Here is a 15,687-nt window from a genome sequence, read left to right as displayed (position 1 = left end):
TACACAGATTGAAACAAAAACTACTACAACAACAACTCATAATTATAATAAAATGCCAAAAGATACATCCATAAAATCAGTTTTAATAATAGGTTCAGGCCCTATTGTTATTGGTCAAGCTTGTGAATTTGATTATGCAGGTTCACAATCGGCACGTTCCATTCGTGAGGAAGGAATAGAAGTTATTTTGATAAATTCTAATCCGGCAACGATCATGACCGATCCTACAATGGCCGATCATGTTTATTTGAAACCGTTAACTACAAAATCAATAATTGAAATCTTAAAAGCACATCCGCAAATTGACGCAGTGCTACCTACAATGGGTGGGCAGACAGCGCTTAACTTGTGTTTAGAAGCCGAAGAGAAAGGAATTTGGGCTGATTTTAATGTAAAATTAATAGGTGTTGATGTAAATGCAATCAATATCACCGAAGATAGAGAGCAGTTCAAGCAATTGCTTAAAAAAATAAATGTACCCTCTGCACCTGCTGAGATATGTACTTCTTATTTAAGAGGAAAAGAAATTGCACAAGAATATGGCTTTCCATTAGTGATTCGCCCTTCGTTTACTCTTGGAGGAACTGGAGCAGCTATTGTATATAAAAAGGAAGATTTTGATGAACTGCTAACAAGAGGTTTAGAAGCTTCTCCTATTCACGAAGTCTTAATTGACAAGGCTTTAATGGGTTGGAAAGAATATGAATTAGAACTATTAAGAGATAAAAATGACAATGTTGTCATCATTTGTTCTATCGAAAATATGGATCCAATGGGAATTCATACTGGAGATTCAATTACGGTAGCACCAGCAATGACTTTATCTGATTCTACTTTTCAAAGAATGCGTGACTATGCAATTCTAATGATGAGAAGCATTGGTAATTTTGCAGGAGGTTGTAATGTACAATTTGCTGTTTCACCTGATGATAAAGAAGATATTGTAGCTATCGAAATCAATCCTCGTGTGTCTCGTTCATCAGCATTAGCTTCAAAAGCAACAGGTTACCCAATTGCTAAGATTGCAACTAAACTGGCTTTAGGATACAATCTTGATGAATTACAAAACCAAATTACAAAGTCTACTTCGGCTTTATTTGAACCAACATTAGATTATGTTATTGTGAAAATTCCTCGCTGGAACTTCGATAAATTTGAAGGTGCTGATAGAACATTAGGACTTCAAATGAAGTCGGTTGGTGAAGTAATGGGAATTGGACGTTCGTTTCAAGAAGCATTGCACAAAGCAACGCAATCATTAGAAATAAAAAGAAACGGTTTAGGCGCTGACGGAAAAGGCTATACAAACTACGAACAAATTATAGAGAAACTGACTTATGCAAGTTGGGATCGTGTTTTTGTAATTTATGATGCCATCGCAATGGGAATTCCGTTGAGTCGTATTCACGAAATCACAAAAATCGACATGTGGTTCTTGAAACAATATGAAGAATTATATACTTTAGAGAAAGAGATTTCGAGTTTTAAAGTAGATAGCTTACCAAAAGAGCTTTTGCTTGAAGCGAAACAAAAAGGTTTTGCCGATAGACAAATTGCACACATGATGGGATGTCTTGAAAGCGCCGTACATACAAAACGTATGGATTTAAATGTCAATCGCGTATTCAAATTAGTAGACACTTGCGCGGCTGAATTTAAAGCTAAGACACCTTATTATTACTCGACATTTGAAGCTGAAATTGAAAAAGCTGACGGTACTCGTTATGTAGATAATGAAAGTGTTGTTACTGATAAAAAGAAAATTATAGTTTTAGGCTCAGGGCCAAATAGAATTGGACAAGGTATAGAGTTTGATTATTCTTGTGTACACGGAGTGCTAGCTGCAAAAGAGTGTGGCTATGAAACCATCATGATCAACTGTAATCCTGAGACAGTTTCAACAGATTTTGATACAGCCGATAAATTGTATTTTGAACCTGTTTTCTGGGAGCATATCTACGATATTATTCAGCATGAAAAACCAGAAGGGGTAATTGTGCAATTAGGTGGGCAAACCGCTTTGAAATTAGCTGAAAAATTATCTAAATACGGAATCAAAATAATAGGAACTAGTTTTGATGCTTTGGATTTAGCCGAGGATAGAGGACGTTTTTCTGATTTATTGACTGAATTAGATATTCCTTTTCCACAGTTTGGAATTGCTGAAACTGCTGACGAAGCTGCTGCACTTGCTGATACATTAGATTTTCCATTATTGATTCGTCCTTCTTATGTGTTGGGTGGTCAAGGAATGAAAATTGTAATCAACAAGCAAGAGCTTGAAGAGCACGTGGTGAATTTATTAAAAACAATTCCAGGGAATAAATTACTTTTAGATCATTATTTAGACGGAGCGATTGAAGCCGAAGCCGATGCAATTTGCGATGGAGAAAATGTGTACATCATAGGAATTATGGAGCACATCGAACCTTGCGGAGTGCACTCTGGAGATAGTAACGCTACTTTACCACCTTTTAATTTAGGGGAGTTTGTAATGCAACAAATAAAAGATCATACTAAGAAAATAGCATTAGGTTTAAGAACCGTAGGTTTAATCAACATTCAGTTCGCTATAAAAGACGATATTGTTTACATTATTGAAGCTAATCCTAGAGCTTCTCGTACGGTACCGTTTATTGCAAAAGCATACGGCGAACCTTATGTAAACTATGCGACTAAAGTAATGTTGGGCCACAATAAAGTAACTGACTTTACTTTTAACCCACAATTGAAAGGATATGCAATCAAGCAACCTGTTTTCTCTTTTAGTAAGTTCCATAATGTGAACAAGGCATTAGGGCCAGAGATGAAATCTACAGGAGAGAGTATTTTGTTCATTGATGATTTAAAAGATGATCAATTTTACGAATTATATTCTAGAAGAAAAATGTATTTGAGTAAATAAGCTACAATATATATTTATAACTAAAAGCTCCTTAATTGGGGCTTTTTCTATTTTAGAGAGTTGATTGCCTTTGGGCTATGGGAATTATTTTTGAAAAGTGTTTTTTATTTTAGGTCTTAATCGGTTACTTTTGAAAATATAAATTGGTTGACCACTTGATTTGTCGCTTATGACCAGCAATAATAATTTTAAATTTTATAATTCATGAAAAAAGTAATGATAATGTTACTGTTTCCCTTGTTTATGATAAGCAATGCGCAGGCTCAAATTTGTGTATGGAATATGGAAAGTTTGGCTCAAGCCAAAGCTAATAAGACTAAGGAAGTTCAATTGATATTAAAAGACGCCGATAAAAAGTTGGCTCAAACGATAACAACTGTTATTGATAAAGAGATGACACCCTCCAGTGGAGACAAACATGATTATATGAGTATGGGACGTTATTGGTGGCCAGATATTACAAAAACGGATGGCTTGCCTTATATTAGAAAAGATGGTCAGTCTAATCCTGAAATCGAAAAGTTAGATCGCTACCCATTAAGTAATTTTGCTAAGAGTATTGAATCACTTTCTTTAGCGTATTACTTAACTTCTGACGAGAAGTATGCACAAAAAGCGGTTGAAAATTTAAGAATGTGGTTTGTCAATCAGGAAACAAAAATGAATCCGAATATGAATTACGGACAAACAATTCCAGGAGTTAATAGCGGTACGGGTAGAGGAGAAGGAATACTTGATACCTATTCTTTTTTTGAAATGTTAGACGCCGTTGAAATACTGAAGAAATCCAAAATGTTTACAAATGAAGATCAGATTGTTATAAAGAATTGGTTTAAAACGTATGTGAATTGGTTGCAAACAGCTACTGTGGCTGCCGAAGAAAGAACAGCAAAAAACAATCACGGAACTGCTTTTGATGTGCAATTAGTGCGTTACGCCATTTTTATTGGTGATCAGGATTTAGCTAAAAAAATAGTAAATGAGTTTGCTGAGAACCGACTTTTTAAACAAATAGAAGCGGATGGTGCACAACCGCTAGAATTAGCTAGAACAACTGGATTGGGATATGCTACTTTTAATCTAACTCATTTTCTGGATATGGCGCAAATGGCAAAAATATTAGATATTGATTTGATTCACAAGCAATCTCAAGATGGAAGAAGTATTTTGAAAGCAATTGATTATCTTGTTCAATACGTTAATAAGCCGAAATCAGTATTTCCTTATCAGCAAATTAAAGATTGGGATGGCGTCCAGGGAAAATTAATGTGGCAATTGTACCGTGTGGACAAAATGCTTGAAAAACCCATGTATCAAAAGTATTATAAGAAAAAGTTGTCTGGAGTAAAAAAGAATAATAAATCTATTTTGTATTAATTTAAAAAAATAGAAAAGCCCCTTGATGGGGCTTTATTATGGGGAGTATTTACTATGATTTTCTATTCCATTATTAATTCTATAGGAAAACGATCCGCTACTAAATTCAAAATTACATTATGTTCTAAATATGCTTTTAAACCTGCTAGAACTAAAGTAAAAGCTTCTGTAGTATCTCTAATTTGGGAACATATTTCATCTATTTCCCCTTGGATACCATTGAAGGTAATTGTTACAAAAGTTTTATTTTCGCCTAAATCATTAAATTCCCATTCTACAATTGCTTTTTCATCTGCTCCCCATTGAATCAAAATCGTTTCATTAGATTTTATTTCTAATACTTTAACAGTGATCTTATGGTTGTCGTACATTTCCCAAATCCAATCAATTGATTTTCCTTGTTCTAATTTTCCAGATGCTCTCGTAAACCAAAACTGCGTAGTTATTTCAGGGTTGATGAACGCTTGAAAAACCGTTGCTATTGGTTTTCTGATTAGCATAGAAGTTTCAGCATAAGAGGTGTTTTCAATCGTCATGTATTTAATTTTATAAATTTATTTTAATATGAAAGTTTTGTATTCCTCTTTTGTAAAAGGGTTGTCATAAATAGTAAAACTCAGGCTAAGGTAAAAGAGAACAGCATTGTCTCTCGCACGGCATATAATTTGTGTAATATTTTTTTTCAAAAAGAAATCAAATCGGTTACTATAAGTTTTCCAACTCCTTATTGATTTCTTTCAACTGCCATTTGTATTAATTGCACTTTTGCCTTTTCGTTATTTTGGCATCGAAACACACAGCCAATATGAGGTCATTTTACATCTATTTTTTGGACAGAAATCATTTTTTTTATTGATTGAAAGAAGCTTATAACGCTGCTTCTTTTTTAAATATTTTCTTGAATAACGTAACAATTGCAAAGGCAAAAATACCACCTACTAGCCCAAATAGAAATTCTCTTGCCATATCAGGTAGCTTTACTAAAAGACCATGTGAAGCTTCAATTTTATGAGCAAAGATGCCACCAGCGACTAGTAACAAAGCAATTGTTCCTACAAAACCTAAAATTTTAATCACTTTGGGCAATGCTTTAATTAAAAGGTCACCTATAAATTGTGCAATTTTAGTAGTTCTTTTTTTAAGCAACCACCCTAAATCGTCCATACGAACAATCAAAGCTACAATGCCGTAAACTCCTACAGTTGCTAGAATGGCAATAAAAGTAACTACTAAAATTTTATTTAATATAGATTCACCTTCAACTGTTCCTAGCGCTATAATTACAATTTCGACAGATAAAATAAAATCAGTTATAATAGCTGATTTGATTTTGCTTTTTTCAAGTAATAATATTTCTTCTTCTGATAATGTAACTGTTTCGATTATTTTTTCGGCGTGATGGTGCGGAAAAAAGTATTCGAATATTTTTTCTATCCCTTCGTAGGAAAGATACACTGCCCCTAAAATCAATGTTATTGAAATTGCGGCGGGCACAAATGCACTCAATAAAAAGGCAAAAGGCAATATAATTAATTTATTTAGTAAAGAGCCTTTAGTGATTGCCCATAAAACGGGAATTTCTCTTGAGGATACAAATCCCGAAGCTTTCTCAGCATTAACAGCCAAATCATCGCCTAATATTCCAGCGGTTTTTTTTGTAGCAACTTTACTTAGTAACGCAACATCATCCATAAGTGCTGCAATATCATCTAGTAGGGCAAAAAATCCTGAAGCCATATATTTATTCTTTTGTTTATGATTATTTAAATGAAAATTTCTTTTTAATAAGTTGCTAATAAAACAATTCTTATCCTTAAAAAGTTACCTGATTTAATGGATAGTTTATAATTTATTAAACTTAGTACTTAATTTGTGCTGCGTTTGTTAATAGAAAATAGCAATCTCATCAAGCTCTTTTCTTCCTAAATCCGGCACCCAACATTCTTCTGCTGGATAGCCAACGGGAATTAGTAAAAAGGGTTTTTCATTTTCAGGTCGATTTAGAATTTTACTAATAAAATTCATAGGGCTGGGAGTGTGCGTTAAGGAAACCAAACCCGCATCATGAATTGCGGCTAGTAAAAAACCACTCGCTAGACCCACGCTTTCTTGAACGTAATAATTGTTTTTCTTTTTTCCTTCAGGACCAAACTCATAAATGCGTCTAAAAACAATGATGAGGTAAGGTGCGATTTCAAGGAAAGGCTTGCGCCAATCAGTTCCTAATGGTTTTAAATCATCAAGCCAATCGCTAGACATTCTAGACTCATAGCTTTCAAGTTCTTCTTCTTCGGCTGCAATGCGTATTTGTTTTTTTATTTCGGGATTTTCGACGACACAAAAAGTCCAAGGTTGTTTGTGCGCGCCAGATGGTGCAGTAGATGCTGTTTTTAGGATGTTTTCAATTACTTCGCGCGCAATAGGGCGATCAGCAAACTCTCTAACCGAGCGTCGGCTATCCATTTTCTTGTAAAATAATTGTGAACGATCCAGCATTTCTTGGTCTGAAAGAATGGGTTTACTATAACTTATATAAGGATGGTCTTCAATGATTTTTTTTTCTGGCATGGGTAATAGTTTAATTTTACGTTCAAATATAACCATATTTATTAAAGTGGCATATAGATTTTGAATTGTCTAAAGCTGTTTTTTTAGACTCAAACAATGCGTTTGTTTAATTTTTTTTCTATTTGCAAAAACATTAAATAAAGATTGTTGTTTTTATCAAAATTAAAGAACACTCGTTTTAAAATCATTTTACCTAATTTTACCGTCTAGAAGTATAAAAAATGGCATTGTTAGATAGAGTAAATCAAAAGGCGAAAGCAGATAAGAATTCTGGTTTTGGAACCAACTCCAATAGTTATGGTGGGCGTTTCATTAACAAAAACGGAAAAGCAAATGTAGAAAAAGTTGGCATGCATGTTTTTAATCGCATCAGCTGGTACCATACCATGATCGAGATGAATACCTGGAAATTTATGTTCATTATCTTGTCATTTTATATAGGTATCAATTTTATTTTTGCTTCTGTTTATTACGGAATAGGAATTGAACATCTTGACGGAATAACCAATACAGACAGTGAAATAATAAAATTTGGACAAGCGTATTTTTTTAGTGCGCAAACTTTTACAACCGTAGGTTACGGTCATATAAGTCCAACGGGGTTCTTAACAAGTGCCTTATCAGCTGCCGAAGCACTAATGGGGTTACTGAGTTTTGCTATTGCTACAGGATTATTTTTTGGACGCTTTAGTAAACCAACCGCTTTCTTGAAGTTTTCTCATAATGCTCTTATTGCTCCATATGGAGAGGGAACGGCATTAATGATTCGTATTTCCCCATTTAAGAATACTAATTTTACTGATGCTGAAGCACAAATGACACTAGGAATGAGTATTATGGAAAACGGAATCCTGGCCAATAAGTTCTATCAATTGGATTTAGAATTAGAGAAAATTTCGGCATTAACATTGAGTTGGACATTGGTTCATCCTATAACTGAAGATAGTCCGTTATTTCAATTTGCTGAAAATGACTACAAAGACATACATGGAGAGGTTTTAGTTTTTATAAAAACATTTGACGATATGTTTAGTACTACTGTTGCTACAAGATCTTCCTATACTTTTGAAGAAGTCGTCTATGGAGCTAAGTTTATCCCTATGTATGCTCGAAATCAAGATAACTCTAAAACGATACTTAACCTGGATAAATTAAATGAATTTCAAAGGGTTGTATTGGCTTAATTAAATTATTTTTAACAAATTTAGGGTTTTATAGCATAATTTATTTTACATTTGTTTATCAAATATTAAAAAACGATGAACAATATAAAAAATGTTTTTAGCATTAAGGATCTTGAAAATCTTTCTGGAATAAAAGCACATACCATACGCATCTGGGAAAAAAGATACAATGTCTTAGAACCTATGCGTACGGACACTAATATTCGGTTGTATGATTTAGCTAGTCTCCAAAAGCTTTTAAACATTACTCTGCTTCATGAGTATGGTTATAAAATTTCTAAAATTGCCGCTTACGCAGAAGAAGAAATCCCTGCACTTGTTAGAGAAATTACTTCTTCTAAAAATGCTAAAAATCATGCAATCAGTGCTTTTAAAATGGCGATGATGAATTTTGATCAAGAGTTATTTTTTAATACTTACAATTGGCTTATAGCCGAAAAATCTTTTAAAGAAGTCTTTCATCAAGTATTCATTCCTTTAATGAATGAATTGGGTGTTTTGTGGCAAACGGATACTATTTCTCCAGCTCACGAACATTTTATGAGCTACCTAATCAAGCAAAAACTAGTTTTGAATATTGAAGGACTGCAAACGCAACCGGCTACTAAAACTCACAAAGTTTTTGTGCTTTCACTTCCTATGAATGAAATTCATGAACTAGGATTGATGTATATTAATTACGAAATTCTTTTAAAAGGGTATAAAGCAATTTATCTTGGAGAGAGCATGCCTATTGAGAACTTAAAAGATCTTAAGAAACATTTTCCTACTATAGTTTTCGTTTCTTATTTAACAGTGCAACCAGACCGTAATGCTGTAGATGAATTTGTAGATCAAATGACGGACCAGCTTGTAGATGAGAATACCAGTTTATGGTTCATAGGACGAATGGTAGAGTTTATTACTAAGGAAAATAGGAACAACCAAATCAATGTTTTTAATTCAATTTCAGAATTAGTAGACGAACTTTAATAGTTTTGTTTAAACATTTTGTATATTTGCTAAACAAATGAAAAAGAAAATTACAATTATAGGTTCTGGATTCTCAGCTTTGGCTGCAGCATCTTATTTAGCGAAAAGCGGACATGATGTTTCCGTTTTCGAAAAGAACGATTCAATAGGTGGTCGCGCTAGACAATTAAAAAGTGATGGATTTACTTTTGACATGGGACCAAGTTGGTACTGGATGCCAGATGTGTTTGATCGTTTTTTTGCTGATTTTGGAAAAAAAACTAGCGATTATTACGAGTTGGTAAAACTTTCTCCAGCGTATCGCGTATATTATGGTGTTGACGATTTTATTGCCATCGCTGATAATTTACCAGAAATCGAAGCTACGTTTGAAAAGATTGAAAAAGGCAGCGGTAAGATATTGCACGATTTCATGATGGAAGCGCAAAGCAATTATAATATCGCTATTAAAGATTTAGTATATCGTCCAGGAGTTTCCCCGCTAGAGTTAGTGACCGTGGAAACAGCCAAGAAAGTCGGGCAGTTTTTTAGTAATATTAGTAAAGATGTTCGTAAGAAATTTAAAAATGAGCAGTTAATTCAAATTTTAGAATTCCCAGTTTTATTCTTAGGAGCGAAGCCTTCTGATACGCCTTCGTTTTATAGTTTTATGAATTACGCTGATTTTGGACTAGGAACTTGGCATCCTAAAACGGGTATGTTTGATGTTGTTAGAGCTATGGAAAGTCTGGCAAGAGAGTTGGGAGTAAAATTCCAAGTCAATGCTAGTATTGATAAAATTATTGTCGAAAATAAAACAGCAAAAGCAGTTGTTGTAAACGGAAAAAGAATTGATTCGGATATTGTATTGAGCGGTGCTGATTATCACCACACAGAAACTTTATTAGATGAAGAACACAGAGCATACTCTGAAAAATATTGGGAAAGTAGGGTGTTTGCACCATCTTCACTGTTGTTTTATGTAGGTTTTGATAAAAAAGTGGAAAACATATCGCATCATGCATTGTTTTTTGATGTTGATTTTCAGCAACATGCTAAGGATATTTATGACGAACCTAGATGGCCAAAAGAACCATTATTTTATGCAAATTTCCCATCGTTAACAGATAAAACTGCCGCACCCGAGGGAATGGAATCAGGTTTTTTCTTAGTGCCATTAGCACCAGGAATTACTGATACAGAAGCATTAAGAGAAGAGTACTTTGATAAAATAATCTCTCGTTTTGAAAATTTAACACAGCAAAGTGTTAGAAAAAATATTATATTTAAACGTTCCTTTTGCAAGAATGATTTCGTTACAGAATACAATTCTTATAAAGGAAATGCCTACGGAATGGCAAACACACTTTTTCAAACGGCTTTTTTAAGGCCAAAACTTAAAAGTAAAAAAGTAGAAAATTTATTTTTTACAGGACAATTAACCGTGCCAGGACCAGGTGTTCCTCCGGCTTTAATATCTGGTAAATTAGTTTCAGATTTAATAAATAAGCAATCTTAGAACAATAATTATGAAGCAATTATTTGACGATGTATCTTTTAAGTGTAGTAAATTAGTAACAAAAAACTACAGTACGTCTTTTTCTTCTGCAGTGTACATGCTTTCACCAAGCATTAGAGACGCTATATACAGTATTTACGGCTTCGTTCGTTTTGCTGATGAGATTGTAGATACTTTTCACGGATATGATAAAGAAGAGTTAATAAATGATTTCGAGAAAGAATATTATAAAGCCTATAAATCAGGTATTAGTTTGAATCCTATTTTGAACTCTTTTCAATTTACGGTTAAGCAAAATAATATCACTGATGATCTTATTCAAGCTTTTTTAAAAAGTATGAAATTAGATTTAGTTAAGTCTGACTATAACAGTAAAGAGGAATATGACGACTATATTTATGGTTCTGCAGATGTAGTAGGTCTAATGTGTTTGAAAGTATTTGTTAAGGGAGATAATGCCCGATACGAACAGTTAAAAGGAGAAGCGATGCGATTGGGTTCTGCTTTCCAAAAAGTGAATTTCTTAAGAGATTTAAAAGATGATAATCTTGTTTTAAATAGAAATTATTTTCCTGGAGTAGATTTAAATTCTTTCGATGAAAAAGCAAAAGCGCAAATTATTGCCGAAATTGAAGAAGACTTTAAAGTTGCCTATGAAGGGATTAAAAAATTACCAATAGAAGCAAAATTTGGGGTCTATACTGCTTATGTTTATTACAAGAAATTATTAAAAAAATTAGCAAAAACGCCTTGTCACGAGATAGGGAATGCTAGAATTAGAGTATCTAACTATACCAAAGCCGGATTACTTGCTCAATCATTTGTAACGTACAAATTGAGGCTAGTACAGTAATCAAAACCACAATAACGGATTAAAAATATTAAATAAAATTCAATGATCTCTTTTTTAATTTTCATTAGCGTTTTCTTGGTTATGGAGTGTGTAACTTGGCTCACACACAAATATATTATGCACGGTTTAATGTGGTATTTTCATGAAGACCATCACCAACCTAAATACGCACACCCTTTTGAACGAAATGATATTTTCTTTGTCATTTTTGCCATTCCTAGTATCGTACTTTTCTACTACGGTGTGCAAGGTGGAATGAATTATTTGTTCTTCATAGGTCTAGGAATTACCGCTTACGGTTTTTGCTATTTCATGATTCACGATGTATTAATTCATCAGCGTTTTAAATGGTTCAAAAACACAAAAAACAAATACTTAGTAGGTCTTAGAAAGGCCCACAAAGTACACCACAAGCATTTAGGTAAGGAACACGGAGAGTGTTTCGGGATGTTATTTGTACCTTTTAAATACTATAAGATATAATAGTATTAGGGCGTGACTCTTCTCGATAAAAATCGAGAAGAGTCGGGCTTTACGGCTTTATCTCTACGTCCCTAAATAAAAGGGACTACGAGGATACCGCCTTCAATCCCTCACGCAGTAAATTGTGCGAGAAAATCTCATTTTTAAAGAACAATACCATGAAACTTTATAAAAAAGAATCAGTGCAGTATGTAAATGCTAGCCTAGAAGAATGTTGGGCTTTTTTCTCTAGTCCAAAAAATCTACAAAAAATTACTCCGGGTGATATGGGTTTCCAAATCACTGATTTTGATGGAAAAGACATGTATGCAGGACAAATAATCCAATACAAAGTCTCGCCATTGGCAGGAGTTAAAATATCATGGGTAACAGAGATTACTCAAGTAAAAGAAAAAGCTCATTTTATAGATGAACAACGTTTTGGACCCTACGCTTTCTGGCACCACAAGCATTTTTTTGAGGCTACTCCACAAGGCGTTAAAATGACAGACGTGGTGCACTATGGCTTACCATTAGGTTTTTTAGGACGTATTATGAATAGTTTAGTAGTAGAAGGGAAGTTAAACGAAATATTCGCTCACAGAGAAAAAATGGTTGACAAACTTTTTAACGGGAAATAATTATGAGTAAACAAAAAGTTGTTTTTTTTTGGTTTCGTCGAGATTTGCGATTAGAAGATAACGTGGGGCTTTTTCATGCATTGGAGAGTGATTATCCAGTGATTCCATTGTTTATTTTTGATACCGCAATTTTAGAAAGCTTGGCTAAAAATGACGCTCGTGTTACTTTTATACATCAAACGCTAGAAAAGATTAACGCTGATTTAAATGCGTTTAATAGTGCTCTTTTAGTCAAAAATGGTGAGACGTTAGCAGTCTGGAAAGCGCTCTTTGAAGCGTATGATATTCAATCTATATTCTTTAATAAAGATTACGAGCCCTATGCTATAAAGAGAGACCTAGCAATTGCTGATCTTGCTTTGAAAAATAATGTTGCGGTTAGTGCCTTCAAGGATCAAGTTATATTTGAAGAACTCGAAATCACAAAAGCAGATGGTTTACCTTATACCATTTATACTCCTTTTAAAAACAAATGGCTAGATAAATTCAAGCAAATAGGGACTTTTCCTGATTACAGTGAAGAGAAGCAATTTTCTAACTTCTATCCTTCTAATTTTGAATTTCCCACTCTTGAAGCCATCGGATTTACAGAGAGTACGATACAGGTTAAACCGCATAATTTGACTAAAATCTCAAATTACGATGAAACAAGAGATTTTCCAGCTTTAGATAGTACGTCTTATCTTTCTCCTCATTTGCGTTTTGGAACTGTTAGTACACGTAAATTAGTGACCTGGGCTAATAAAAAGAACGCTGTTTTTTTAAGTGAATTGATATGGAGGGAATTTTTTATGCAAATTCTCTTTAATTTTCCTAAAGTGATGACTAATAACTTTAAGTCAGCTTACGATGGAATAGAATGGCGCAATAACGAAGAAGAATTTAAAAAGTGGTGCAAGGGTGAAACTGGTTATCCCATGGTGGATGCCGGAATGCGACAATTAAATGAAACGGGATACATGCACAATAGAGTGCGCATGGTTGTTGCAAGTTTTCTATGCAAACATCTCTTAATTCAGTGGCAATGGGGAGAGGCTTACTTTGCTGAAAAATTATTGGATTATGATCTGTCTGCAAACGTGGGAAACTGGCAGTGGGCTGCAGGTACCGGTTGTGATGCGGCGCCCTATTTTAGAGTGTTTAATCCCGAAATTCAATTGAAAAAATTTGATGGAAAGGGTGTGTATATTCGTCAATGGATCGCAGAATTTGATTTGGGTTATGGTCAACCTATGGTAGAACATGCTATGGCCCGTGACCGAGCTATTAGCACCTATAAAGCAGGAATCTTAAAATAGAAATATAAAAATCCAATAATTTTTAAAGGAACAAACCATTAAAGAGTAAGAAAAGTTAAGATTAAAAGCTTAATATTCTTATTTTTTTAATGGTTTTATTGTTTTGGTGGTAATCTTGTCAATTATTGAGACATTTAGGAAGGAGGGTTGCATATTGAATGTCTCTCAATTTCTTTATAGTTTAATTGGTTTTTGAGTTGATGCTTGTAATACAAAGGCATGAAGAAAAGTAAATAGTGCATACTGAATGTGGTATAATTACTTATTGATTTACTATTTTGATTTCGCTTTTTTCTATTACTAAGTAGTGACAAAATATACTTCATGCGGATATTATAAACTTGATGGCTTTGTTTTCTTTTTCTGAAACGATATATGAATATAAAACTAGATATTTTGAGAGTCTAGACTCATAGCCCAGATAGTAGCGGCATCCTTTTCTTTTTTATTTAAAAAAGTAAAAGATATAGCGGATAGCTGGATTAAGCTCCTTGAAAAAGCACTATTTGATCAATTTCTTTAACATTCCCTCAAATATAAATCCGTGGAAAGGTAAAACAGCATACCAATATAATTTCCCCCAAACACCGCGGGGCTTGAAAGTCGCTGATTGATACAATGTGTTTCCTATAATTTTGAACTCAAGCCATGCTTCTCCAGGGAGTTTCATTTCGGCAAAGAGAATTAGTTTCCCCTCTTCTTTATTGGCATATAAAACGCGCCAGAAATCTAAGGCATCGCCAGCATGAATTTCATGTTTGTTTGTTCGCCCTCTTCGGGAACCTACGCCTCCATATAATTTATCAATAAAACCGCGTAAATCCCACAACCAATCACCATAATACCATCCCGTTTCGCCGCCTATGGACCAAATTTGGTTGATAGTATAGTTCTTGTCAATGATTTCTTTATGTCTACGGTCAAAAAAACAATCTTTTTCAGGGACATTAAGATAAGTAGAGATGTTGGTTTTAAAGCGTCCGCTAACTAAGGAGTCTTTCCAGCTTGATACTACATTATTGGCTTCAATTTTAATCAATGCTTTTGATAATGCCTCTTCATAAGGCATTGGTTTTACATGGAGTAAATCATTAATCCGGGTGTCATTGCAAACTACTTCTACCTTCATGCTACTCACTAAAGCCGAGGCTAGCTTGTATGAAGTTGAGGTAACAAAGTAAAGCCAGTAGGAGGAGAGTTTAGGCGTCATTACGGGAACCGTAAAAATCCAACGTTTTAATTTTTTAGCTTTGGCGAAAGCCAATAACATTTCCTTATAGGTTAGAATATCTGGCCCACCAATATCAAAACTCTGGTCATAAGTTGAGGGATTCAATAAAGATTTTGATAAAAATTCCAGAACATCGCTTATGGCAATAGGTTGGCACCTTGTGTTGAGCCATTTTGGGGTAATCATTATAGGCAACTTGTTGATCAAGTCCCTAATAATTTCAAAAGAAGCACTACCTGAACCTACAATTATTCCTGCTCGTAACGTAGTCATTGCATACGTTCCTGTGTTCAAAATTTCTTCAACTTTTTTTCGTGAGGATAAATGTTTTGAAAGTGAGTTGTCATTTATTATTCCGCTGAGGTAAATAACTTGTTGTGCTTTTGTCTGGTTGATTCTTGAGACAAAATTTTCTGCCGAAGTTTTTTCTAATTGATCATAGTTATCAGCTGAGCTAGACATAGAATGTATAAGATAGTAAACAGCGTCTATATCAACAGGTATGGTACTTAGCGTTTCTTTTTTTAAAAAGTCGACCTCCACTACGGTGATCTTATCCTTATATTGTATTGGAACAAAAAAACGATTGATATCTCTCACGCAACAAACTATATCGTGACCTTGTGCTATTAAAATAGGTAAAAGTCGTTTCCCGATATAACCTGTTGCGCCTGTTAAGAGAATTTTCATATTATTAT

Annotated in this window: 13 protein-coding genes; 9 read left to right on the top strand and 4 right to left on the bottom strand. The window is 34.0% G+C overall.

The features are described 5' to 3' along the window. The first annotated feature begins 52 nt into the window (after positions 1-52). Both carB and ACVEGE_RS02675 read left to right on the top strand, forming a co-directional pair. Entirely contained in the window at positions 53-2,905 is a 2,853-nt protein-coding gene (gene carB, locus ACVEGE_RS02680) for a carbamoyl-phosphate synthase large subunit (protein WP_173856441.1), read from the top strand. A 204-nt stretch (positions 2,906-3,109) separates the two neighbouring features. After that, a complete protein-coding gene (locus ACVEGE_RS02675) occupies positions 3,110-4,282 on the top strand; it encodes an alginate lyase family protein (RefSeq protein ID WP_192501484.1) in 1,173 nt (390 codons plus the stop codon). A gap of 62 nt (positions 4,283-4,344) precedes the next feature. On the opposite strand, the gene ACVEGE_RS02670 is transcribed toward ACVEGE_RS02675, so the two are convergent. The 3 genes from ACVEGE_RS02670 to ACVEGE_RS02660 form a co-directional block, all read right to left on the bottom strand. Continuing rightward, the gene (locus ACVEGE_RS02670) at positions 4,345-4,818 is read right to left on the bottom strand and encodes an SRPBCC family protein (protein ID WP_192501485.1); all 474 of its coding nucleotides are present in this window, start codon (positions 4,816-4,818) and stop codon (positions 4,345-4,347) included. Between the two features lie 331 nt (positions 4,819-5,149). Further along, positions 5,150-6,019: a DUF808 domain-containing protein gene (locus ACVEGE_RS02665; RefSeq protein ID WP_173856444.1), complete on the bottom strand. Its 870-nt coding sequence runs from the start codon at positions 6,017-6,019 to the stop codon at positions 5,150-5,152. 147 nt (positions 6,020-6,166) lie between these two features. Continuing rightward, positions 6,167-6,850 carry a nitroreductase family protein gene (locus ACVEGE_RS02660; RefSeq protein WP_173856445.1) on the bottom strand — a complete coding sequence of 228 codons (684 nt, stop codon included), beginning with the start codon at positions 6,848-6,850 and terminating at the stop codon, positions 6,167-6,169. Between the two features lie 221 nt (positions 6,851-7,071). Between ACVEGE_RS02660 and ACVEGE_RS02655 the strand changes: the two genes are divergently transcribed. From ACVEGE_RS02655 to ACVEGE_RS02625, 7 genes are all read left to right on the top strand, one after another. Continuing rightward, complete coding sequence (locus ACVEGE_RS02655; RefSeq protein ID WP_173852903.1) at positions 7,072-8,034, top strand: ion channel; 963 nt, start codon at positions 7,072-7,074, stop codon at positions 8,032-8,034. A 75-nt stretch (positions 8,035-8,109) separates the two neighbouring features. Then, the gene (locus ACVEGE_RS02650; RefSeq protein WP_173852904.1) at positions 8,110-9,006 is read left to right on the top strand and encodes a MerR family transcriptional regulator; all 897 of its coding nucleotides are present in this window, start codon (positions 8,110-8,112) and stop codon (positions 9,004-9,006) included. Between the two features lie 37 nt (positions 9,007-9,043). Next, a complete protein-coding gene (locus ACVEGE_RS02645; protein ID WP_192501486.1) occupies positions 9,044-10,504 on the top strand; it encodes a phytoene desaturase family protein in 1,461 nt (486 codons plus the stop codon). A gap of 10 nt (positions 10,505-10,514) precedes the next feature. Continuing rightward, positions 10,515-11,357 carry a phytoene/squalene synthase family protein gene (locus ACVEGE_RS02640; RefSeq protein WP_173836954.1) on the top strand — a complete coding sequence of 281 codons (843 nt, stop codon included), beginning with the start codon at positions 10,515-10,517 and terminating at the stop codon, positions 11,355-11,357. Between the two features lie 42 nt (positions 11,358-11,399). Next, a complete protein-coding gene (locus tag ACVEGE_RS02635) occupies positions 11,400-11,840 on the top strand; it encodes a sterol desaturase family protein (protein WP_192501487.1) in 441 nt (146 codons plus the stop codon). A gap of 158 nt (positions 11,841-11,998) precedes the next feature. Beyond that, positions 11,999-12,460 (top strand): SRPBCC family protein, encoded by a 462-nt coding sequence (locus ACVEGE_RS02630; protein WP_192501488.1) that lies wholly within the window; start codon positions 11,999-12,001, stop codon positions 12,458-12,460. Between the two features lie 2 nt (positions 12,461-12,462). Beyond that, positions 12,463-13,758: a cryptochrome/photolyase family protein gene (locus ACVEGE_RS02625; RefSeq protein ID WP_192501489.1), complete on the top strand. Its 1,296-nt coding sequence runs from the start codon at positions 12,463-12,465 to the stop codon at positions 13,756-13,758. Positions 13,759-14,260: 502 nt separating this feature from the next. On the opposite strand, the gene ACVEGE_RS02620 is transcribed toward ACVEGE_RS02625, so the two are convergent. Beyond that, a complete protein-coding gene (locus tag ACVEGE_RS02620) occupies positions 14,261-15,679 on the bottom strand; it encodes an SDR family oxidoreductase (protein WP_192501490.1) in 1,419 nt (472 codons plus the stop codon). Between the last annotated feature and the right edge of the window lie 8 nt (positions 15,680-15,687).

The organism is Flavobacterium sp. PL002 (assembly GCF_054165825.1).
Note: the sequence above shows the minus strand (reverse complement) of the source record. Positions and strands in the feature narration are given on the sequence as shown.